Here is an 18849-nt window from a genome sequence, read left to right as displayed (position 1 = left end):
GAGCTAGAACACAGCTTAGTCGCGTTAACGGTTGAGGCGGCGCATTTTCGTTAGTATCGAGTCCAATAGCTCGGCTGCCCGCCCTCATCGGAGAGGGCGGTGAAGAACCAACGGCCGCAGGCTATTTCGTGCTGGAAATTCACACAGGGTTGCGCAGCAGATGCGCGACGGCCTCACCCAGGCGGATCGGGTCGATCGGATGTGAGACGGCTGCTTCGGCGCGCGACCAGGATGCCAGCCAGGCATCGTCGGGCCTGCCTGTGAGCACCAGGATCGGCGGGCAGACCTCGATCTCGTCCTTGAGCTGTTTGGCCAGCCCCATCCCGCCGGCCGGGGCCGCTTCGCCGTCGAGGATCAGCAGATCGAACCCGCCCGCCGCGACCTGTTCGACGACGACCGGAGCGGTCGCGACGTCCAGATAGCTCAGTTCGGGCAGATCGGGGTGGATGCGCCGGCCGAGCGCCGAGCGCACCTGATCGCGGGTGCGGTTGTTGGAGCTGTAGACCAGGATCCGGAGCTGGGCGTCGGTGTCGGCCACAGGGCCGATGCTACGACTGCTTGACGAAAACCGCGGCGGCTTCGATGGTGACCGCGTCGCCCATCATCCCGAGCAGGTTGCCGTCGACCCCGAAAGTCTGGCGATTGAGCGTCGTGGTGGTCTGCAGTTGCACCTCGCCGCCGGCGGCGTCGCGGACGTGGACGGGAAGGTCGAGTTCCTGTTCGCGCCCCTTGACCCGCACCACGATGCTCAGGGTGACCCAGGAAGCCCCGGTGACCTCCGCGGATTCCACGTTCACCTCGATGAGCGGAAACCGCTCGACATCGAAGAAGTCCGCGGACCGCAGGTGCTTGTCGCGGCGGCTGATACCGGTGTTCACCGAGGCCGCGGCGATGGCCAGACGGCCCGTGACATTGCTGTCCGCCACCGCCTCGGCCGAACCTTCGATATCGGTGAACACGCCTTTGACGTGCGCAAAACCCCAGAAGGTGGGGCTGTGGAAGGCCAGCTCGGTGCGGGTGGGATCCAGCCGCCAGGTACCGATCCAGTCCAGCGGGTCCATGGTGTCTCCTCAGTTCGTCAGCAGCGGAGCCATATCGGCCGGGTCGAAGTACTCATCGATCCGGGTGATGCGGCCGTCGGCTCCGACCTTGATCACGATGCATACCCGCAATTGGATGGAAGCACCATGGGTGGCGTCGGCGTGCAGCACATGCTGCTGGACGAACCCGCCGTCGAAGAACTGTCGATCGAGGATCTCGTACCGGCGTGTCGCGGTGATCCGCAGGAACCAGCGGATCACCTTCAGGGCCAGGACGCGGTCGTTGTCGGCCGGGTCGCCGCTGTGCCACACCGCGACGTCATCGGCCCACAGGGCTTCGATATCGGCGTAGTCGCCGCGTTCGATGGCGTCGAACAACCGGTTCGCCACGTCGAGGGTCATTGCTTCTCCTTCATCGTTTCCCGTCGCTTCGCTCGCCCAGGACGGGGGTTGACCTCAACCAGAGTTCAGGTCGGACACTGATGGACATGAAAGAACGTTTCGATACCGCCTATGAAACACACACGGCGCCTTGGGTGATCGGTGAACCGCAACCTACGGTGGTCGCGCTGGAGAGAACGGGTGTGCTGCGTAGTCCGATCCTCGACATCGGATGCGGCCTGGGGGAGCACAGCATCCTGTTGACCCGGCTCGGCTATCAGGTGCTCGGCGTCGACTTCGCGCCGCACGCGGTGCAGCAGGCCCGCGCGACCGCGGCCGCCCGCGGGGTGGACGCGCACTTCGAGGTCGGCGACGCTTTCGATCTTGACGCTGCGACGCCGTACGAGACGATTCTGGACAGCGCGCTGTTCCACATCTTCGACGACGCCGACCGGGCGCGGTACGTCGAGAGCCTGCGCCGCGGGACCCGACCCGGGGGATACCTGCACCTGCTGGCCCTGTCCGACGCGGGCCGCGGCTTCGGTCCGCAGGTCAGCGAGCAGGCGATCCGGTCGGCGTTCGCCGAGGGCTGGGACCTGGAGGCGCTGGAGACGACGACCTACCGGGGGGTGGTGGGGGAGGCGCACGCCGACCTGCTCGGGTTGCCGGCCGGCACGGTGGTCGACGAGCCGGCCTGGCTGGCGCGGGTGCGCCGGATCTGAGCGTGCGTGCGGCTGACTCACGCCTCCTCGTAGCCGGGGTGCGCGACCCGGAGCCGGTGTGCCACCAGCGCACGCAACGTCGGCAACACCGCATCGCCGCGCCCGTCGAAGTCCCCGGCCCGGATGGCGGCCGCCAGCGCGGATTCGTCGTCGAAACCGAGCGAGGACAGCGCGGCCCGGGGCTCGTCGACGGTGTCGTCGAGCAGTTCGCGTTCCACGATGCGTAACACGTTCGCGGCGACGCGGGCGTGAAAATTCACCGCCCCCGATGTCTCGTCGCGGACTTCGCCCTCCAGGAACTCCGCGACGGCGGCGACGAGTTCGGCGGCGGTCGGCTTGTAGTGCAGGTCGCTCACGTGGTCTCCAAGAGGTTGAGCAGGTCGTACTCCGTCTCGCACACCCGTCGCCCGATGGCGGCCAACTCGACCGAGCGGGCCAGCCCGGAGCGGTGCCGCTCGTACTGGTAGCGGCAGATGACCCCCCAGCGCAGGGTGGCCGCGACCAGCCACCAGCGCAGGGCGGTGCGATCCACCGCGGACCCGCCCGCCTCCTCGTAGGCGGCCACGAAATCTTCGATGCTGCCGAGTCCGCCCGCGCCGAGCGATCCGGGCGCGCCGAAACGCCAGGCGCGGATGCAGAACCAGGCCAGGTCATCGAGGGCCTCGCCGATATGGGTCAGTTCCCAGTCCAGCACCGCCGCCAGCCCGTCATCGTCGACGATCAGGTTGCCCATCCGGAAGTCTCCGTGCACCAGCACCGGCGGGGTGGCCTGAGGGCGATGCAATTCCAGCCACCGGAAGGCCCACTCGAATGTGGCTGTGGTGTCGCCCATCTCGTCGAGCTGGTGACGCCATTCCTGCAGCGGGTCGGAGGCCGGTAGCCCGATGCCGTCGGGGTCGGCCCGATGGATCGCGGCCAGCGCCTGCGCGCATTGACGCAGCAGGCGCGCCCGAGACGTGTCGTCGAGGGTGCGCTGGATCTTGCGGACGATGGTCTCACCACCGATGAAATCGCAGATCAGGTACGGATTGCCCAGCGCGGCAGGCGAATTGTCGGCGGCAATGATCTCCGGCACCGGGGCCCCGGTGGTGGCGGCGCGGCGCAGGGCGGCTGCCTCCAACTCCATGCTGGCGTGCACGTCATCGGGTGGACCGGTACGCAGGATCAGGGCGCGCGCGCCGGATGCCGTCTGCGCATCGAAGGCCCAGGTGGCGCGGCTGGCCCCGCCGGTGAGCACCCGCAGATCGGTCACCGTGACCTCGCCCAGCGCGGGCGCCAACACAGCAGCGAGCGCGGCGGGATCGGTCACTTGCGGCCGAACTTCAGCATGCGCTGCGCGACCCGGCGGATCTGAATCTCTTCGGCGCCCTCGGTGATCCGGTACCGGCGGTGGTGCCGGTAGATGTGCTCGAACGGTTCATGACGGCTGTAGCCGACACCGCCGTGGATCTGCATCGCCCGGTCCGCGGCCTCGCACACCAGCCGGTTGGCCCGGTAGTTGGCCATCGACACCTTGTCCGAGACCTCCATGTGGTGATCGCGATCCAGATGCCAGGCGGCGTAGTACACCAGCAGTCGCACCATCTGGGCCTCGGTCTGCAACTCGGCCAGCGGCCACTGCACGGCCTGGTTCACCGACAGCGGCTTGCCGAACACGATCCGGTCCCCGGCATACTGGGCGGCCCGGTCGATGCAGTACTGCGCCGCCCCCAGGCTGCTGGCCGCCTGCCGAATCCTGTTCTCGTGCAGAAAGGTCTGGCCGACCTCCAGGCCGTGGTCGACCTCGCCGAGCACCGCGTCGGCGGGCACCCGGACATCCTTGAGCTCCACCTCACCGTGGTCGCTGGGCATGTTGAAGGTCCACCAGTAGTACGGCACGGTGAAACCCGGGGTATCGGTGGGCACCAGGAATGCGGTGATCCCCACCGCGGCGCCGTCCTGGCCCGAGGTGCGGGCGAACACCAGGTCGTGGGTGGCCCGGTGCACACCGGTGTTCCAGCGCTTGGCGCCGTTGATCACCCAGTCGTCACCGTCGCGCACGGCGGTGGTCTCCATCCAGGTGGCGTCGCTGCCGTGATTGGGTTCGGTGAGCCCGAACGCCATCGACCGCTCACCGGTCAGCATCGCCTCCACCCAGTCCTTCTTCTGGGCCTCGGTGCCGAACCGGCTCATCATGATGACCTGCGGGAAGTTCCCGACGATCGAGGACTCGTCCTGCAGATCGTTGTGCAGCCCGAGTCCCTTGTGCGCCAAATGCTCCCTGATGACGGCCATGTCCAGGTTCGTTCCGCCGCGACCGCCGAACTCCTCGGGCAACCCGTAGCGCAGCCACCCGGCGGCATCCGCGCGCCGCCGCATCTCGTCGAGCAGGTCCTCCCAGGCGCGGGTCGGGACGCCGCCGTTGTCCAGGTCGGTCCGGGCGAACTCGCGGCGCCGGTCGAAGTACTGCATGTTCTCGCGTTCCAGCGGCTTGATCTCGGCCTCGATGAAGGCGTCCATCTCGGCCAGCAGGCCCGGAAGATGCTCGGGTAAGGCGAAATCCACGGTGATCTCCTGTTTGTTGATCGGCTTGGGTCTGGCTCAGCGGCCGTACAGCGTCTTCTTCCAGATCGTCGACAGCGTCTTGATGGCGTCGGCATCGCTGATCTGCAGCTCGGAGCCGGGGTTGCCCACCACGACGACGGTGAAGTTCTCGAACAGCAACGCGATCGCGGCGGCGATGTGTTCCGGGTCTAGGTCCTGCGCGTAGCCCTGCTCGCGGGCCCGGCGTACCGACCCGGCAACCATGTCCATACCGAAACGCCGGAACTCGTGCTGCACCTGCGCGAAACGCGGCTGGGTGGCCCCGAGCTGGGCGACGGCGATCATGATGCCGATGTTCTGCCGGAACAGGTTCCAGTACCCGGTCACCACCGTGGTGAAGTACTCGCTGTCCTGCGGCGACTCCGGCAGCGGTACCCGGGTTCCGGACGGCTCGACGATATCGTGCAGGAACGATTCGGCCAGTGAGGCCAGCAGATCTTCCTTGTCATCGAAGTACCGGTAGAACACCGCCGAGGACTTCCCGGCCGCCGAGGTGATGTCGGCCAGGGTGGTGCCGTGAAAGCCGCGTTCGGCGAACAATTTCCGGGCGGCCAGCTCGATGGCTTCCCGGGTCTGGCGGCCCTTGGCGGTCAGCGATGCGGCGGGCGTCATATCAGGCCAGTATGCGATCACCGGCGCGCAGCAGCGCGCTGGGCAACTCGTGCCCGACGGCATCCTGGGCGACCCGGGCCGCGGCGATGGCCGCGTCGAGGTCGACGTCCACCTCGATACCACTGTCGCGCAACAGGTACACCAGATCCTCGGTGGCGATGTTGCCGCTGGCGCCCGGGGCGAACGGGCAGCCACCCAAACCGCCGACGGAGGCATCCAGCCGGGTGACCCCGGATTCCACCGCCGCGTACGCGCTGGCCAGTCCCGCGCCGCGGGTGTTGTGGAAGTGTGCGCCCAGCGGCAGCTCGCCGATCACCGGGCGGACCTGCTCGATCAAGGTGGTGACCCGGCGCGGGGTGGTGGTCCCGATGGTGTCGGCGATGGCAATCCGGTCGACACCGAGTTCGGCTGCCGCCGAGGCGATCTCGATCACCCGGTGGGCAGCGGTGGGGCCGTCGAACGGGCAGTCCCAGGCGGTGGCGATGATGACCTCGACGCCTGCGCCGTGGTCATGGGCGATCCGGGTCACGTCGGCGATGGCCGCCGTCGCTTCCGTTGTCCCGCGGCCGACGTTGGCCCGGCTGTGCGCGTCGGATGCCGACACCACGTACTCGATCGAGTTCAGGCCGGCCGCGATGGCCCGCTTGGCTCCGTTGGGGCTGGCCACCAGCGCCGAGAACTCCACGTCGGGGAAGCGGTACAGCTCGGCGGCGAGTTCGGCGGCATCGGCCAGGGCGGGCACCTTCGACGGCGAGACGAAGGCGGTGGCCTCCACCTCGCGCACCCCGGTGGCCACGATGGCCTCCAGGATCTCGATCTTGGCGGCCAGCGGGATGGGCGCCTCGATCTGCAGACCGTCGCGCAGGCATACCTCGCGGATATCGACCTTCGTCGGGAAACTCACAAAACCCCCTGCTCTCGCAGCGTCGTCAGTTCCTCGGCGCTCAGACCGAGCAGGTCCGAGTACACCTCGTCATTGTGCTGCCCGGGCCGCGCGGAACCGCCGTTGCGCACGCTGCCCGGCGTCACCGAGAGGACCGGGATCACGCCCGGTCCCTTGACATTACGCTCGATGCGTTCATCCCAGTGATCGGCGATCATCCCGCGGGCCTGTAGCTGCGGGTCGTTGACCACCTCGGCCACGGTGTTGATCGGGCCGCTGATCACGCCGGCCTCCGACAGCGTGGCGATGATGTCGGCCGGTTCACGTTCGGCCGCCCAGTCCCCGATGATCTTGTCGATCTCGTCCTGGTTGCGGCCGCGGGCCACGTGGTTGACGAACCGGTCATCGGTGGCCAGTTCGGGCTTACCCATCGCGGCGCACAGCCGGCGGAACACCGTGTCCTGGTTGGCCGCGATCACCACCCAGCTGCCATTGGCGCTCTGATAGATGTTCGACGGGGCGATGCCCTCCAGCCGGGTACCCGACGGTCCGCGGACCACGCCGCCGACGTCGTAGTCGGGGATGGTGGATTCCTGGATGGCCAAGCAGCTTTCGGTCAACGCGGTGTCCACGATCTGGCCCTCGCCGGTGACGCTGCGGCGGTAGAGCGCAGCCAGCGCGCCCTGCGCGGCGAACATCCCGGCCAGGCTGTCACCCAGTGACAAGGCCAGCCGCGGTGGCGGGCCGCCGGGGAATCCGTTCATGTGGCGCAACCCGCTGGCGGCCTCGGCGACCGAGGCGTAACCGGCCTTACCGGCATCCGGTCCGGTCTGGCCGTACCCGGACACCCGCACCAGGATGATGCCCTTGTTGCGGGCCCGCAGCACGTCGTAGCCCAGGTTCCATTTCTCCAGGGTGCCGGGCCGGAAGTTCTCCACGATGATGTCGGAGCGGTCCACCAGTTCCAGGAACAGCTCGCGGCCGCGGGCGGTGCGCAGATCGAGCGTGGCGGCTTTCTTGTTGCGGGCGTGCACCGTCCAGAAGAAATGGTGCCCGTCGAGTTCGGCCTGCCCCCAGGTGCGCAGCGGATCCGGCGTCCCGGGCAGCTCGATCTTGATGACCTCGGCGCCCATGTCGCCGAGCAGCCTCCCGGCGAACGGGCCCGAGATCAGGGTGCCCAGTTCGAGGACCCGGATGCCGTCCAGCGCGCCGGTCACAATCCCCGGGTCGCTCCGCTCCTGCCCGCCGGTCACAATCCCCGGGTCGCTCCGCTCTCCCCCGCAAGCGGGAGGTGCCCCCAGCCCGCCGGTGGGAGCCGTCATAGCGAGAATCCGTGCCGGTGCAGCCAGTCCGTGCACACTCCGACGGCCTGGCGCAGGGTGCCGCGCTGGTCGGGTCCCGAGTAGTAGTGGTTGGCGCCGGTGATCTCGTGCATCTCCTTGTCGGGGTGCCCGATCGCCTCGAACAGCCGGCGGGTATGACTCGGTGTGCAGGCGTCGTCGGCGAGGTTGCCGATCACCAGCGCGGGCACCGCGATATCGGGGCCGGCCTTCACGGCGTCGCCGTTGGCGTCGTCGTAGCTCCACTGCGACAGCCAGCTGCGCAGGGTGCAGAACCGGGCCAGCCCGACGGGGGAATTGTTCACCACCTGAGGATCGCCCAGATAGCACGTGCCCGGGGTGCGTTCGTTCGGGTCGACCGTCGGATCCAGCCAGCGCGGATCGGCCATGGTGCCGTGCACCACGAACGCGTACTCTTCAACATCCGCGCCGGGGCGTCCACTGGCTCTTATCTCGGCGAGCTTTTCCTTGACCCACGCGGTGATTCGCCGGTTCCGGGCGATCTGCGCCTGGTGGTAGCGGTCCAGGAATTCCGGTGTGTACGGCGGCTGATTCGGGTTGTCCGGGTTGTACAGATCGAGCTCGGGATCCCGCTTGGACGGGTCGTTCTCGTCGAGGATGGAGGCGTCCATCCACTCGGTCATGGTGCCGTGGCGGCTGATGTGGGCGGCCAGCAGCATGATGCCGTCGGCCGGGATGAGACCGAGCGTGGTGAGGTCGGGGCCGTCGCCGGAGGGGCTTGAGGTCACCGTCGGGTGCTGGGCCTGTTGCTGGTAGAAGACCGACAGCGACCCGCCGCCGCTCCAGCCGGCCAGCACCACCTGGGAGTAACCCAGGCGGTTCTTGGCGTCCTTGATGCACTCGCCGAGGTCCTCGACGACCTTTTCCATGAGCAGTGCGGAGTCGGTGCCGCGGAACCGGCTGTTGCAGTAGATGACGTGATGGCCGGCCCGGGCCAGCGCGTTGATCATCGGCAGGTAGGCGCCGCCGCCGATCGGGTGCATGAACACCAGGACGGTGTCGCTCGGCTTCTCTTTCGGCTTGAGCAGATAGCTCTCCAGCACCACGAGTTCGGCGACGCCGCCGTACACGTCGCGGACGGTGGAGGTGTTCTGGTAGGCGACGAGATACGGGATGCGCTCGTACTCGAACTTCACGGGAGTCTCGACAGCAGTCATTTCTAGTGTTGCCCCAGATCGTTGGCGAGGATTTCGGCGGACGGGATGAGCCGGCGACGAGTGTCGATGGCGATCACCGACCAGTCCACCCGGTCATAGTCATCGAACTTGCGGCGGGCCCGCTCCCGGGCCTTCTCCGGCGCGCCGTGGTGAACCCCTTGCGGCGCATGCGAAACCAGTCCGGGTGGCATCGGGATGCCATAGAGCGAACCGGAGTGGAAGAAGGCGATCTCGTCGTAGTCGACGTTGCGGTGATACCACGGGGTGCGCTCGGTACCCGGGACGCTTTCGGCGGGCTTGGGCAGGAAGTTCATCACGTAGACGCCGGTGGCCTGCATGAACAGGTGCACCGTCGGCGGAAGGTGCACGCTCTCGGAGGTGATGACCGTGTAGTCCTCGATGTTGAAGGTGAACGGGAAGTTGTCCCCGCGCCAGCCCTCGACATCGAGCGGATTGTGTTGATAGAAGAGCGAAGTGGGCCCACCTTCATGAATGAGGCGCACCTCGTACTCTCCGTCTTTTTGCGGGCCAACGCCGGATTCGCTGGGCGCCGGTTCCGGGATGGTCACCTGCGCGGGGTCGAACGGGAAGTGCCGGCCCAGGATGCCCGCCGGCGGGACCCGGAAGTCATCGGTGGCCTGGATCATCAGCCAGGTGCTCTCCGAGTCGGGCACCTGACGGAACGTGCACGCCTTCGGGATGTAGACCCAGTCGCCCTCCCGGTAACGCACCGGGCCGAACTCGGTCTCCAGCAGCCCGGCGCCCTTGTGCACAAAAATCAGCAGGTCGCCGTCGACGTAGCGGACGAAGAACGGCATCTCCTCGGTCCGCCGCGACAGCAGGACCAGGCAGTCGTCGTTGGAGAACATCAGCAGCGGGCCGCCGTGCGCATCGGTGGCATCGCTGGGTTTCAGTTCTGAAGACAGCACGTCGGTGGGGCGCAGGGGGCCGACGGTGCGGTAGGCGGTGGGGTCGTTGCGCCGGTACATGTTCGCGGTCCGGCCGACGAAGCCGCCGCGACCCAACTCGTCGTCCTTGAGGCCGTCGAGGTCGGCGTGCACGCGTCTCGGCGTCTTGCCTTTTCGCAGGTGAACGAAGGATTCCATGGCGCTCCTCGGCAGATCTGTGAGCAAAACTGAAAGTGACTTTACTTTTTGTTCTGCCGAGGTGCAAGAGCCGAAAACCGGCCGCCATGGAGTCGACCGTGGGTCCTGTGTACCGATCGGGCCCGAGTTACGTACATAAGGCCCACGCTCGGGCCGATCTAGGGGACCGGAACGCCTTCCTTGAGGAACGTCAGACTCGCCACCGTCCCGTCCGGCTGAACCGACAGCCGGAATTGGCCGGGCCGACGTGTCATCTGAAGCGGCACGTTGACCACCGTCACGTCGCCGCGCTGGATGTTCTCGGGTACGCCGTGCGACTGGTAGGCGCCGAACACCTGCTGATACAGATCCCACGACTGCTGCAACGCCTGTGTGGGCAACAGTGACTGCATTGTCGGATTGAAGTCGGCTGCGGCGGCTGGGTAGTCGCCGCGCACGATCTCGTCGAGGGTGGCGAGCGCAACCTGGTCCGGCAGCACCTCCGCCGCGGCCGTCGGCGTGCCCAGTGCGAGGGCGCACGCTCCGAGGAGGATCGCCGAGATGCCGGCCAGCGGTCGCGTGGTGCCTGGTCGTCGAGGTTGGTGCGTCTTTGCTGGGCGCATGGGGGTCAGGATAGGCCCCTGCGGCGTTTTATTCGAACGAATCGTAAACACCGTCGGCAGAGGGATTGCGCTCTTCTCTGAGCGTGCACGCATTCTGCTGCGGCACAGTAATTTTCGCACAGGTAAATTCCAGTTCGCGACGATCTTGCGGCGTGCGGTTTGTGCATTGACTGCGTTCGACGGCAATGTGAGATTGTGTAGGCTCGAATCGGGATGGTTGCCACAGCGACAGTGGAACCGAATTTCACGGCAGCGGAATCCGCTCCGGCGACCGCCCGGTGTTTGTTGCTCTGTGTGACGGAGAAAGTAGTTGTTGCTTTGACCAATGCGGGTCTGACTGCCCCACTCCTCATGGAATCTCCGAGGAGCCGCTCCGCTACGGCCAGGTCTGGCAACGTGAACTGGCTCCCGAAAAGTGGCAGTGTGCTGCCGATCCGGTACGCGATGGCGGGTCCAGGGAATTATTCGGCCGACGCGGCGATTGCCGGCGCCGTGGCGGCCACAAGATCAATGCCGGCGAATTGTTATATCCGTCAATTCCTTTGGAGGGCAGTGTGAGCACGAACCCGTTCGATGACGAGAAGGGTCGCTTCGTCGTGTTGGTCAACGACGAGGAGCAACACAGCCTGTGGCCGACGTTCGCTGACGTCCCGGACGGGTGGCGAGTGGTGTTCGGCGAGGACGATCGAGCGGCGTGTCTGGAGTACATCGAACGGGAATGGACCGACATCCGGCCGAAGAGTCTGCGCGACCGGTTGGCCGCCAAACAACCAGGCTGATGACCAGAACGTCGCGATTCGAGGGTGGGGATGGAACTCGGGGAATCAGCGTTACCGATCACGCGCGCACAGCTGGACATCTGGCTGGCGCAGGAGACGGGGCAGTCCGCCGCTGAGTGGCAGCTCGGTCTCTTCGTCGAGATCGACGGGATGCTCGATCGCAGGGCCCTGAAGTGGGCGATCCGCCGGGCGATCGAGGAGTCCGAACCGCTTCGGGTCGGCTTCTTCGAAGCCGACGGCGAGGTGTTTCAGCAACGTATCGACGACGCCCCAGCCGAACTGACGGTCATCGATGTGCGCAAATCCGACAATCCCGCGCAGGAAGCGCTCGGGATGGCCGTGGCGATACAACGCACCCCCATGCCGCTCGATGACAAGCTGTTCAAATTCGTGTTATTCCGGGCCGGCGCGACAAAGAATTATCTATTCGTCTGCTGCCACCACATCGTCATCGACGGAGTGGGCATGGTGCTGGTCTGTCAGCGGATGGCTTCGATATATTCCGCCGCCGTCTCGGGCGCTCCCATTACTCCCACGGTCTTCGGTTCCCTGAACGAACTCCTTGAATGCGAAAGCAATTATGAGAGTTCGGATTCCTACACCGACGATCAGCAATATTGGCAAGGCCACCTGCCGAACGGCAGCGGTTTTGATCACGGCCCTTCGCGCAGTGCGAATGACGGCGATCACGGTCAGACATTGGAACGAATCCCGCTGGACCCGGGAATTCTGGCCGGCGTCGAGAAACTGAGCCAGAAGTGGCATATGGCACGGTCATCGGTGATCACCGCCGCCTGCGCACTGATGCTGCGCGGTTGGTGTGCCGACGGGGATGAGGTCGTCTTCGATTTCCCGGTCAGTCGTCGCGTCGAACCCGAATCGAAAACTCTGCCCGGCATGGTGGCCGGGGTGGTTCCGCTGGTGCTTCAGGTATCTCCGACCATGCCGGTGTCCGAATTCTGCGCGCATGTCGACACGCGCATTCAGGAAGCCCTGCAACACCAGAGATTTCCGGTGGAGGCCCTGGAACGCGAAATCAACAAACGCGCTCCGGGAGAGGTCGCCGACCGCCCGGTGCTCGATTTCCTCCCGTCCGCGTTCACCGTGCCCTTCGGTGGAGCGACCGCGACGGCATCCCTGACATCCAGTCTCGGGCGCGGTTCCGGATTCATGTTCACCGGGGCCGGCGACGAACTGCTGCTCAGCACATTCGGCGCCGCCCAACCGTTCTCGACGACTCCCGTCGCCGATTTCGTGGAGCACCTGGAACGGGTCCTGGCGAGCATGGCCGCGAACCCGGGGCGCCCACTGTCGTCGGTCGACCCGCTTGCCGAACCCGATCGCGCGGCGCTGGCCGCGCTGGGTAACTGGTCGGCTCTCGACGGGGCCGGTGCCGACACCACCTCGATCCCGGCGATGTTCGCCGCTCAGGTCGCCGACCGCCCGCAGGCTGTCGCCGTCAGCGCCGTACAGTCCTCGCTGACCTACGCTGAACTCGACGAGGCGTCGGATCAGCTGGCGCACCGACTGTTCGGCAGCGGCGTCGGACCGGGACAGCGGGTGGCCATGCTGCTGCCGCGGACGGCCGAAGCCGTCACGGCAATCATGGCGATCCTCAAGACCGGTGCCGCCTACCTGCCGATCGACCCGTCGCTGCCCGCGGCGCGTATCGCATTCATGCTGACCGACGCCGCACCATCGGCCGCCATCACCACCGCGGCCCTTGCCGGCCTGCTCGGCGAATTCGACGGCCAGATCATCGATATCGGCGAAACCAGCGCCGAAGCGGGGCCGGTCACGTCCGCGGTCGTACCCGACGACATCGCCTACGTCATCTACACCTCCGGCACGACCGGAACCCCCAAGGGTGTAGCCATCACGCACCGCAACCTGACCCAGTTGATCGCCTCCCAGGATGGCGGCCTCCCATCCGAACAGGCCTGGTCGCACTGGCATTCCTACTCCTTCGACTTCTCGGTTTGGGAGATCTTCTCCGCGCTGCTGCGCGGCGGCCGGCTGGTCGTGGTGCCCGAATCGGTCGTCGGCGAACCCGACGAGTTGAACCGTTACCTCGTCCACCAGCGTGTCAACGTCCTCACCCAAACACCCTCCGCCATCGGCATGTTGCCCTCCGCGGGGCTGGAGTCGACAGCCCTGGTCATGGGTGGCGAGGCGTGCCCCGCCGACGTGGTCGACCGGTGGGCGCCGGGCCGGGTGATGATCAACGCCTACGGGCCGACCGAGACGACGATCTACGTGGCCGTGAGCGCGCCGCTGAATGCCGGCGGCGGCGCGGCCCCGATCGGCTCCACGGTGGCCGGATCGGCAGTGTTCGTGCTCGATGGTTGGTTGCAGCCGGTGGCACCCGGTGTGGTCGGCGAACTGTACGTCGCGGGCGCCGGTGTGGGTCTGGGGTATCTGGGTCGCTCCGAGCTCACCGGATCGCGGTTCGTGGCTTGCCCGTTCGCGGGCGCCGGCCAACGCATGTACCGGACCGGCGACCTCGTGTACTGGGGCGCCGACGGTCAGCTGCGTTACGTCGGGCGCGCCGACGACCAGGTGAAGATCCGCGGCTACCGGATCGAACTCGGCGAGGTCCGAACGGCTTTGGCGGAGGTCGACGGGGTCGAGCAGGCGGTGGTGATCGCCAGGGAGGACCGCCCCGGCGACAAACGACTCGTCGGTTACGTCACCGGCACCGTGGACCCGGCGCAGGCCCGCGCGACGCTGGCCGCCCGGCTGCCCGGCTACCTGGTGCCGACCGCGGTGGTCGTGCTGGCGGAACTGCCGTTGACCTCCAGCGGCAAGCTGGACGTCCGGGCCCTGCCCGCACCGGAGTACACGGGCGGGCTGCACCGGGCACCCGAGACCGCGACCGAGGAACTGCTCGCCGGAATCTATGCCGAGGTAATCGGTTTGGACGGGGTCGGTGTCGACGATTCGTTCTTCGAATTGGGCGGCGACAGCATCATGTCGATGCAGGTTGCCGCGAAGGCCCGGGCCGCCGGGCTGACCTGTCGGCCGCGCGACATCTTCGTCGAGGAAACCGTGGCGCGGCTGGCCCGTGTGGTCGCGGGCCGTGATGACGCCGGCCCGGTCGACGAGGGCATCGGCCCGGTGCCCGCGACGCCGATCATCCGGTGGCTGGCCGACCTCGGCGGCGCCGGCGACTGGGCCGACGAGTTCAACCAGACCATGGTGGTGCAGGCCCCGTCCGGTGCCACCGCCGACGATGCGCGGGACCTGCTGCAGGCCTTGCTCGACCGGCACGCCACGCTGCGGCTGCGCGTCGGCGCCGACGGCACCTTGGCGATCCCCGAGCCCGGCGCGGCGGATGCGCAGAGCTGCCTGCACACCGTGGACGCGCTCACCGACGAGGCGGTCCGGGCTGCGCGCGCCCACCTGAATCCGGCCGCCGGTGCCATGCTCAGCGCGCTGTGGATACCCACGATCAGCCAGCTGGTGCTGATCGTCCACCACCTGGCCGTCGATGGCGTCTCCTGGCGAATCCTGTTGGAAGACCTCAATATCGCGTGGGCCCAGCGGCGCGCCGGGCAGCCCCTCGAGCTGGTGGCCGGTGGCACGTCATTTCAGCGGTGGGCCACGGTGCTCGCCGAGCATGCCCAGCAGCCCGCGGTCATCGAGGCCGCCGACACCTGGCGGCAACTCGCGGTTCCGTCCGCGCTGCCCGCCGCGCAACCCGAGACCGACACCTTCACCAGCGCCGGACGGCTGTCGGCGACGCTGGATGCGGAGAACACCCGCATCCTGCTCGGCGCCGCGCCCGCCGCGTTTCATGCCGGCGTGCAGGACATCCTGCTGATCGGATTCGCGCTGGCGATCTCGGAGTTCCTGGGAACCGGCGCCCCCGTCGGCATCGACGTCGAAGGTCACGGCCGGCACGAAGAACTCGGCGAGGACGTCGACCTGTCCCGGACCGTCGGCTGGTTCACCACCAAGTACCCGGTGGCCCTGTCCGCCGACGGGCTGCCCTGGTCCCAGGTGTGCGCCGGTGCGTCACCGCTCGGCGCAGTCATCAAGAACGCCAAGGAACAACTGCGCGCCCTCCCGCACCCGTTGACCTACGGCCTGCTGCGTTACCTCAACGACGAGATCGACCTCGACGGGCCCGATCCGTCGATCGGGTTCAACTATCTGGGCCGCCTTGGTAACTCGGCCGTCCACGGCGGCGACGATGTGTGGCGCATCGGCCCGGAGGCGCTGTCGCTCACCGGCGCGGCCGCCGCGGTGCCGATGCCGCTGGTGCACACCGTCGAACTCAACGCCGCCACCTTGGAGACCGCGGACGGGCCCCAGCTGCTGGCCGACTGGACCTTCGCCGCCTCGGTGCTCGACCAGGAGCAGATCACCCGGTTGAGCGGCCTGTGGTTCGAGGCGCTGGCCGGCATCTGCGCGCATGTGCGCAGCGGCGGGGGAGGGCTCACCCCGTCCGACATCGCTCCCGCGAAGCTGAGCCAACCGCAGATCGATGAGCTGCAGGGCCGGTACCGGATCGCCGACATCCTGCCGTTGACACCGCTGCAGCAGGGACTGCTGTTCCACACGGGCAGCGCGCACTCCGAGATGTCGGCCGAGATGTACTCGGTGCAACTCGATTTCACCTTGACCGGCACGCTCGACCCGGACCGGATGCGCGAGGCGGTCCGCGCCGTGGTCGCCCGGCATCCGCACCTCGCGGCGCAATTCATCCAGGGCTATGACGAGCCGGTGCAGATCCTGCTCGAGGATCCGGAGATCGCCTGGAAGTTCCTCGATCTCACCGGCCTGGCCGGTGAGGACACCATCGAGCGGCTGTGCGCGGAGGAACGTGTCGCCGTCGGTGATCTCGCGAACCAGGCGGCCTTCCGTGCCGTGCTGATCCGCATCGGTGAGAAACGGCACCGGTTCATCCTCACCAACCATCACATCCTGCTCGACGGTTGGTCGATGCCCATCCTGCTGCGCGAGATCTTCGCCGGCTACGCCGGGCAGCGCCTGCCCGCCGCGGCGTCCTACCGGGGCTTCCTCACCTGGCTGGCCGACCGAGACCTCGACGCCGCCCGCTCGGCCTGGCAGCAGGCGCTCGCCGGGTTCGACACCCCCACGCTGCTGGGCTCACCGGACCGGCGCCAGGACCGACTGGGCCTCGGGCGGCGCGGTTTTGCGTCCTTCCAGGTACCCGCCGCGACCACACAGGCTCTCGGCGAGCTGGCCCGGTCCTGCCGCACCACCGTCAGCACCGTGCTGCAGGGCGCCTGGGGCGTGCTGCTGACATCGCTGACCGGCAGGCACGATGTCGCCTTCGGCACCGCCCGATCCCGGCTCGGCCAGATCGAGATGGCCGATGCCGAGTCGATGGTGGGCCTGCTGATCAACACCGTGCCGGTGCGCGCCAACATCACCGCGAGCACCAGCACCGCGGATCTGCTTGAGCAGTTGCACACCGCGCACAACGACACCCTGTCCCATCAGCACCTGGCGCTCAGTGAGATCCACCGCGCCACCGGACACGAGCAGCTGTTCGACAGCCTGTTCGTCTATGAGAACTACCCGGTCGACACCGGGGTGCCGCTGGGCGCCGATGACCTGGCCATCGAGGGGTTCACCAACCGCGAGTTCAACCACTACCCGCTGACCGTCGAAGCCATCCCGGGCACCGAGCTGAACCTGCACGTCGAATACGACACCGAGGTGTTCACCGCGCAGGGCATCGAGACGCTGATCGGGCGGATGCGCAGGCTGCTGGCAGAGATGGCCGCCGATCCGACCCGGAAGGTGTTGTCCATCAACACCCTTGATGAGGCCGAGCAGCGACGGCTGGCCCAGTGGTCCGGCGCGGGCGCGGAGGCACCCGTCGGCCTCGCGACACAGCTGCTCGCCGCGGCGGTCGCCGCCGAGCCGGACGCGCCCGCGGTCATCGACGGTGACCGCAACCTGACCTACCGCGAATTGGACGAATGGTCGACCCGGCTGGCGCGCACCCTGATCGGGGCCGGTGTCGGACCGGAGCGCGCCGTCGGGGTGGCGGTCGACCGGACCGCCGAGCTCGTCGCGGCCTGGTGGGCCGTGCTCAAGGCCGGCGGCACCTACGTGCCCATCGACCGCACCCACCCGGTGGAACGCATTGTCACCGTGCTGGATTCGGTGGACGCCGTCTGCGTGCTGACGTGTGGCACCGACACCGTCGCCGGCTCCGGGGCGCGCCCGGTGCTGCGCATCGACGAATTGGACCTGTCCGGGCAACGCGTCGACGAGATCACCGACGACGACCGACTGGCGCCGCTGGACACCGACGGCACCGCCTACGTCATCTTCACCTCGGGTTCCACCGGTGAACCCAAGGGTGTGGCGGTCAGCCATGCCGGCCTGCTGGGATTCGCTGCCGCCCAACGGGATATGTACGGGCTCGCCGCACAATCCCGGGTGCTGCTGGTCGCCGCCCCCACCTTCGATGCGTCGCTGTTCGAGATCCTGATGGCCACCGGTGCCGGTGCCGCCCTGGTGGTCGCGCCCAAGGACGTGTACGCCGGGGAGGCGCTGACCGAGCTGGCGCACCGGCAGCAGGTCAGCGCAACCCTGCTGACCCCGACGGTGGCGGCCTCCCTGGACCGGGCCCGCCTGCCGCACCTGACCACATTGATCACCGGCGGTGAGGCCTGCCCCGACGAACTGGTGCAGGCCTGGACACCGGGCCGGCGGATGTTCAACGCCTACGGCCCCAGCGAGGCCACCATCTGGGCCACCGGCACCCCGCTGTCACCCGACCGGCCGGTCAACATCGGATCCCCGATCCCCGGTATGCGGACACTGGTGCTCGATGCCCAGCTGCGCGCGGTGCCCGCCGGTGTGGTGGGCGAACTGTACCTGGCCGGGCCGGCGCTCGCGCACGGGTATGTGGGGCGGGCGCGGCTGACGGCAGAGCGGTTCGTCGCCGATCCCCACGGCGCTGCGGGCGAACGGCTCTACCGCACCGGTGATCTGGCCCGCTGGAACAGTGACGGCACCCTGGACTATCAGGGGAGGGTCGACACCCAGATCAAACTTCGCGGACAGCGCATCGAACTCGGGGAGATCGAGAGCGCGCTGCTGGCCTGCCCGCAGGTGAGCCAGGCCGCCGCCACCGTGCATGACGGCACCGCGGGCTCGCAGTTGGTCGCCTACATCACCTTCGAGCACGCCACCGACACCAACCGCGACACCGGGCACGACACCGAGATCGTGGAGGAATGGCAGAGCATCTACGACGAGCTCTACGCCGCCGACATCGAGGCGCCCGGGTTCGGTGAGGACTTCCGGGGCTGGAACAGCAGCTACACCGGAGCGGAGATCCCGCTCGCCGAGATGCGGGAGTGGCGGGCCGGCACTGTCGACCGCATCCTGGCGCTGCAGCCGCGGCGGGTACTGGAGATCGGTGTGGGGTCGGGTCTGCTGCTGTCCCAGGTCGCCGGGGACTGCGAGCAGTACGTCGCGACCGACATCTCCGCGGTCGTCGTCGATGCGATCGCACAATCTCTGCAGGACAACCAGATTCCCTGGCGTGACCGGGTGCAGTTGCTCGCGCGGCCCGCCCATGTCACCGACGGGCTGCCGCGCGGGCACTTCGACACCATCGTGGTGAACTCC

Annotated in this window: 15 protein-coding genes (1 of these 15 cut by a window edge); 3 read left to right on the top strand and 12 right to left on the bottom strand. The window is 67.7% G+C overall.

All coding sequences use genetic code 11. The features are described 5' to 3' along the window. Positions 1-139 precede the first annotated feature (139 nt). From ASE48_RS13390 to ASE48_RS13380, 3 genes are read right to left on the bottom strand one after another with little or no spacing between them, the layout of a single operon-like run. Entirely contained in the window at positions 140-538 is a 399-nt protein-coding gene (locus tag ASE48_RS13390; protein WP_200962143.1) for an Rv3143 family two-component system response regulator, read from the bottom strand. A 10-nt stretch (positions 539-548) separates the two neighbouring features. After that, positions 549-1061: a YceI family protein gene (locus ASE48_RS13385; protein WP_057167584.1), complete on the bottom strand. Its 513-nt coding sequence runs from the start codon at positions 1059-1061 to the stop codon at positions 549-551. Between the two features lie 9 nt (positions 1062-1070). Next, positions 1071-1442, bottom strand: a complete 372-nt coding sequence (locus tag ASE48_RS13380) for a nuclear transport factor 2 family protein (RefSeq protein ID WP_057167583.1) — start codon at positions 1440-1442, stop codon at positions 1071-1073. Between the two features lie 86 nt (positions 1443-1528). On the opposite strand from ASE48_RS13380, the gene ASE48_RS13375 reads away from it, so the two are divergent. Next, entirely contained in the window at positions 1529-2143 is a 615-nt protein-coding gene (locus ASE48_RS13375; protein ID WP_442928719.1) for a class I SAM-dependent methyltransferase, read from the top strand. Positions 2144-2160: 17 nt separating this feature from the next. Here ASE48_RS13375 and ASE48_RS33000 read toward each other — a convergent pair whose 3' ends face one another. The 9 genes from ASE48_RS33000 to ASE48_RS32170 all read right to left on the bottom strand — a co-directional run bounded on the left by ASE48_RS33000 (position 2161) and on the right by ASE48_RS32170 (position 10447). After that, positions 2161-2499, bottom strand: coding sequence for a DUF6285 domain-containing protein (locus ASE48_RS33000; RefSeq protein ID WP_057167581.1), 339 nt, complete (start codon positions 2497-2499; stop codon positions 2161-2163). Beyond that, positions 2496-3452 carry a phosphotransferase family protein gene (locus ASE48_RS13365; protein ID WP_057167580.1) on the bottom strand — a complete coding sequence of 319 codons (957 nt, stop codon included), beginning with the start codon at positions 3450-3452 and terminating at the stop codon, positions 2496-2498. Before ASE48_RS13365 ends, ASE48_RS33000 begins: the two co-directional genes overlap by 4 nt. Then, positions 3449-4687 carry an acyl-CoA dehydrogenase family protein gene (locus ASE48_RS13360; protein WP_057167579.1) on the bottom strand — a complete coding sequence of 413 codons (1239 nt, stop codon included), beginning with the start codon at positions 4685-4687 and terminating at the stop codon, positions 3449-3451. The genes ASE48_RS13365 and ASE48_RS13360 overlap by 4 nt, the downstream gene beginning before the upstream one ends. A gap of 36 nt (positions 4688-4723) precedes the next feature. Continuing rightward, entirely contained in the window at positions 4724-5338 is a 615-nt protein-coding gene (locus tag ASE48_RS13355; protein ID WP_057167578.1) for a TetR/AcrR family transcriptional regulator, read from the bottom strand. 1 nt (position 5339) lies between these two features. Next, complete coding sequence (locus ASE48_RS13350) at positions 5340-6242, bottom strand: hydroxymethylglutaryl-CoA lyase (protein WP_057167577.1); 903 nt, start codon at positions 6240-6242, stop codon at positions 5340-5342. Continuing rightward, complete coding sequence (locus ASE48_RS13345; RefSeq protein ID WP_057167751.1) at positions 6239-7441, bottom strand: CaiB/BaiF CoA transferase family protein; 1203 nt, start codon at positions 7439-7441, stop codon at positions 6239-6241. The genes ASE48_RS13350 and ASE48_RS13345 overlap by 4 nt, the downstream gene beginning before the upstream one ends. A 98-nt stretch (positions 7442-7539) precedes the next feature. After that, the gene (locus ASE48_RS13340; RefSeq protein ID WP_057167576.1) at positions 7540-8739 is read right to left on the bottom strand and encodes an alpha/beta hydrolase; all 1200 of its coding nucleotides are present in this window, start codon (positions 8737-8739) and stop codon (positions 7540-7542) included. Between the two features lie 2 nt (positions 8740-8741). Beyond that, entirely contained in the window at positions 8742-9845 is a 1104-nt protein-coding gene (locus tag ASE48_RS13335; protein WP_057167575.1) for a homogentisate 1,2-dioxygenase, read from the bottom strand. A 158-nt stretch (positions 9846-10003) separates the two neighbouring features. Continuing rightward, positions 10004-10447 carry a DUF3887 domain-containing protein gene (locus ASE48_RS32170; protein ID WP_162264221.1) on the bottom strand — a complete coding sequence of 148 codons (444 nt, stop codon included), beginning with the start codon at positions 10445-10447 and terminating at the stop codon, positions 10004-10006. Positions 10448-11001: 554 nt separating this feature from the next. Here ASE48_RS32170 and ASE48_RS13325 point away from each other — a divergent pair. Continuing rightward, on the top strand, positions 11002-11226 hold the full coding sequence (locus ASE48_RS13325; protein ID WP_057167573.1) for an MbtH family protein: 225 nt from the start codon (positions 11002-11004) through the stop codon (positions 11224-11226). Between the two features lie 30 nt (positions 11227-11256). Beyond that, positions 11257-18849: the 5' end (the start) of a non-ribosomal peptide synthetase gene (locus ASE48_RS13320; protein ID WP_057167572.1), read on the top strand. It continues 23331 nt past the right edge of the window; the window shows 7593 of its 30924 coding nt (coding positions 1-7593); the start codon lies at positions 11257-11259; the stop codon falls past the right edge of the window.

The sequence above is a fragment of the Mycobacterium sp. Root265 genome (assembly GCF_001428895.1).
Taxonomy (GTDB): Bacteria; Actinomycetota; Actinomycetes; order Mycobacteriales; family Mycobacteriaceae; genus Mycobacterium.
Note: the sequence above shows the minus strand (reverse complement) of the source record. Positions and strands in the feature narration are given on the sequence as shown.

Excerpts from the sequence above, each read along its gene's own strand:
- ASE48_RS13385 (WP_057167584.1), bottom strand. The coding sequence starts at position 1,061 with ATGGACCCGCTGGACTGGATCGGTACCTGGCGGCTGGATCCCACCCGC.
- ASE48_RS13380 (WP_057167583.1), bottom strand. The coding sequence starts at position 1,442 with ATGACCCTCGACGTGGCGAACCGGTTGTTCGACGCCATCGAACGCGGC.
- ASE48_RS13375 (WP_442928719.1), top strand. The coding sequence starts at position 1,529 with ATGAAAGAACGTTTCGATACCGCCTATGAAACACACACGGCGCCTTGG.
- ASE48_RS13355 (WP_057167578.1), bottom strand. The coding sequence starts at position 5,338 with ATGACGCCCGCCGCATCGCTGACCGCCAAGGGCCGCCAGACCCGGGAA.
- ASE48_RS13340 (WP_057167576.1), bottom strand. The coding sequence starts at position 8,739 with ATGACTGCTGTCGAGACTCCCGTGAAGTTCGAGTACGAGCGCATCCCG.
- ASE48_RS13335 (WP_057167575.1), bottom strand. The coding sequence starts at position 9,845 with ATGGAATCCTTCGTTCACCTGCGAAAAGGCAAGACGCCGAGACGCGTG.
- ASE48_RS32170 (WP_162264221.1), bottom strand. The coding sequence starts at position 10,447 with ATGCGCCCAGCAAAGACGCACCAACCTCGACGACCAGGCACCACGCGA.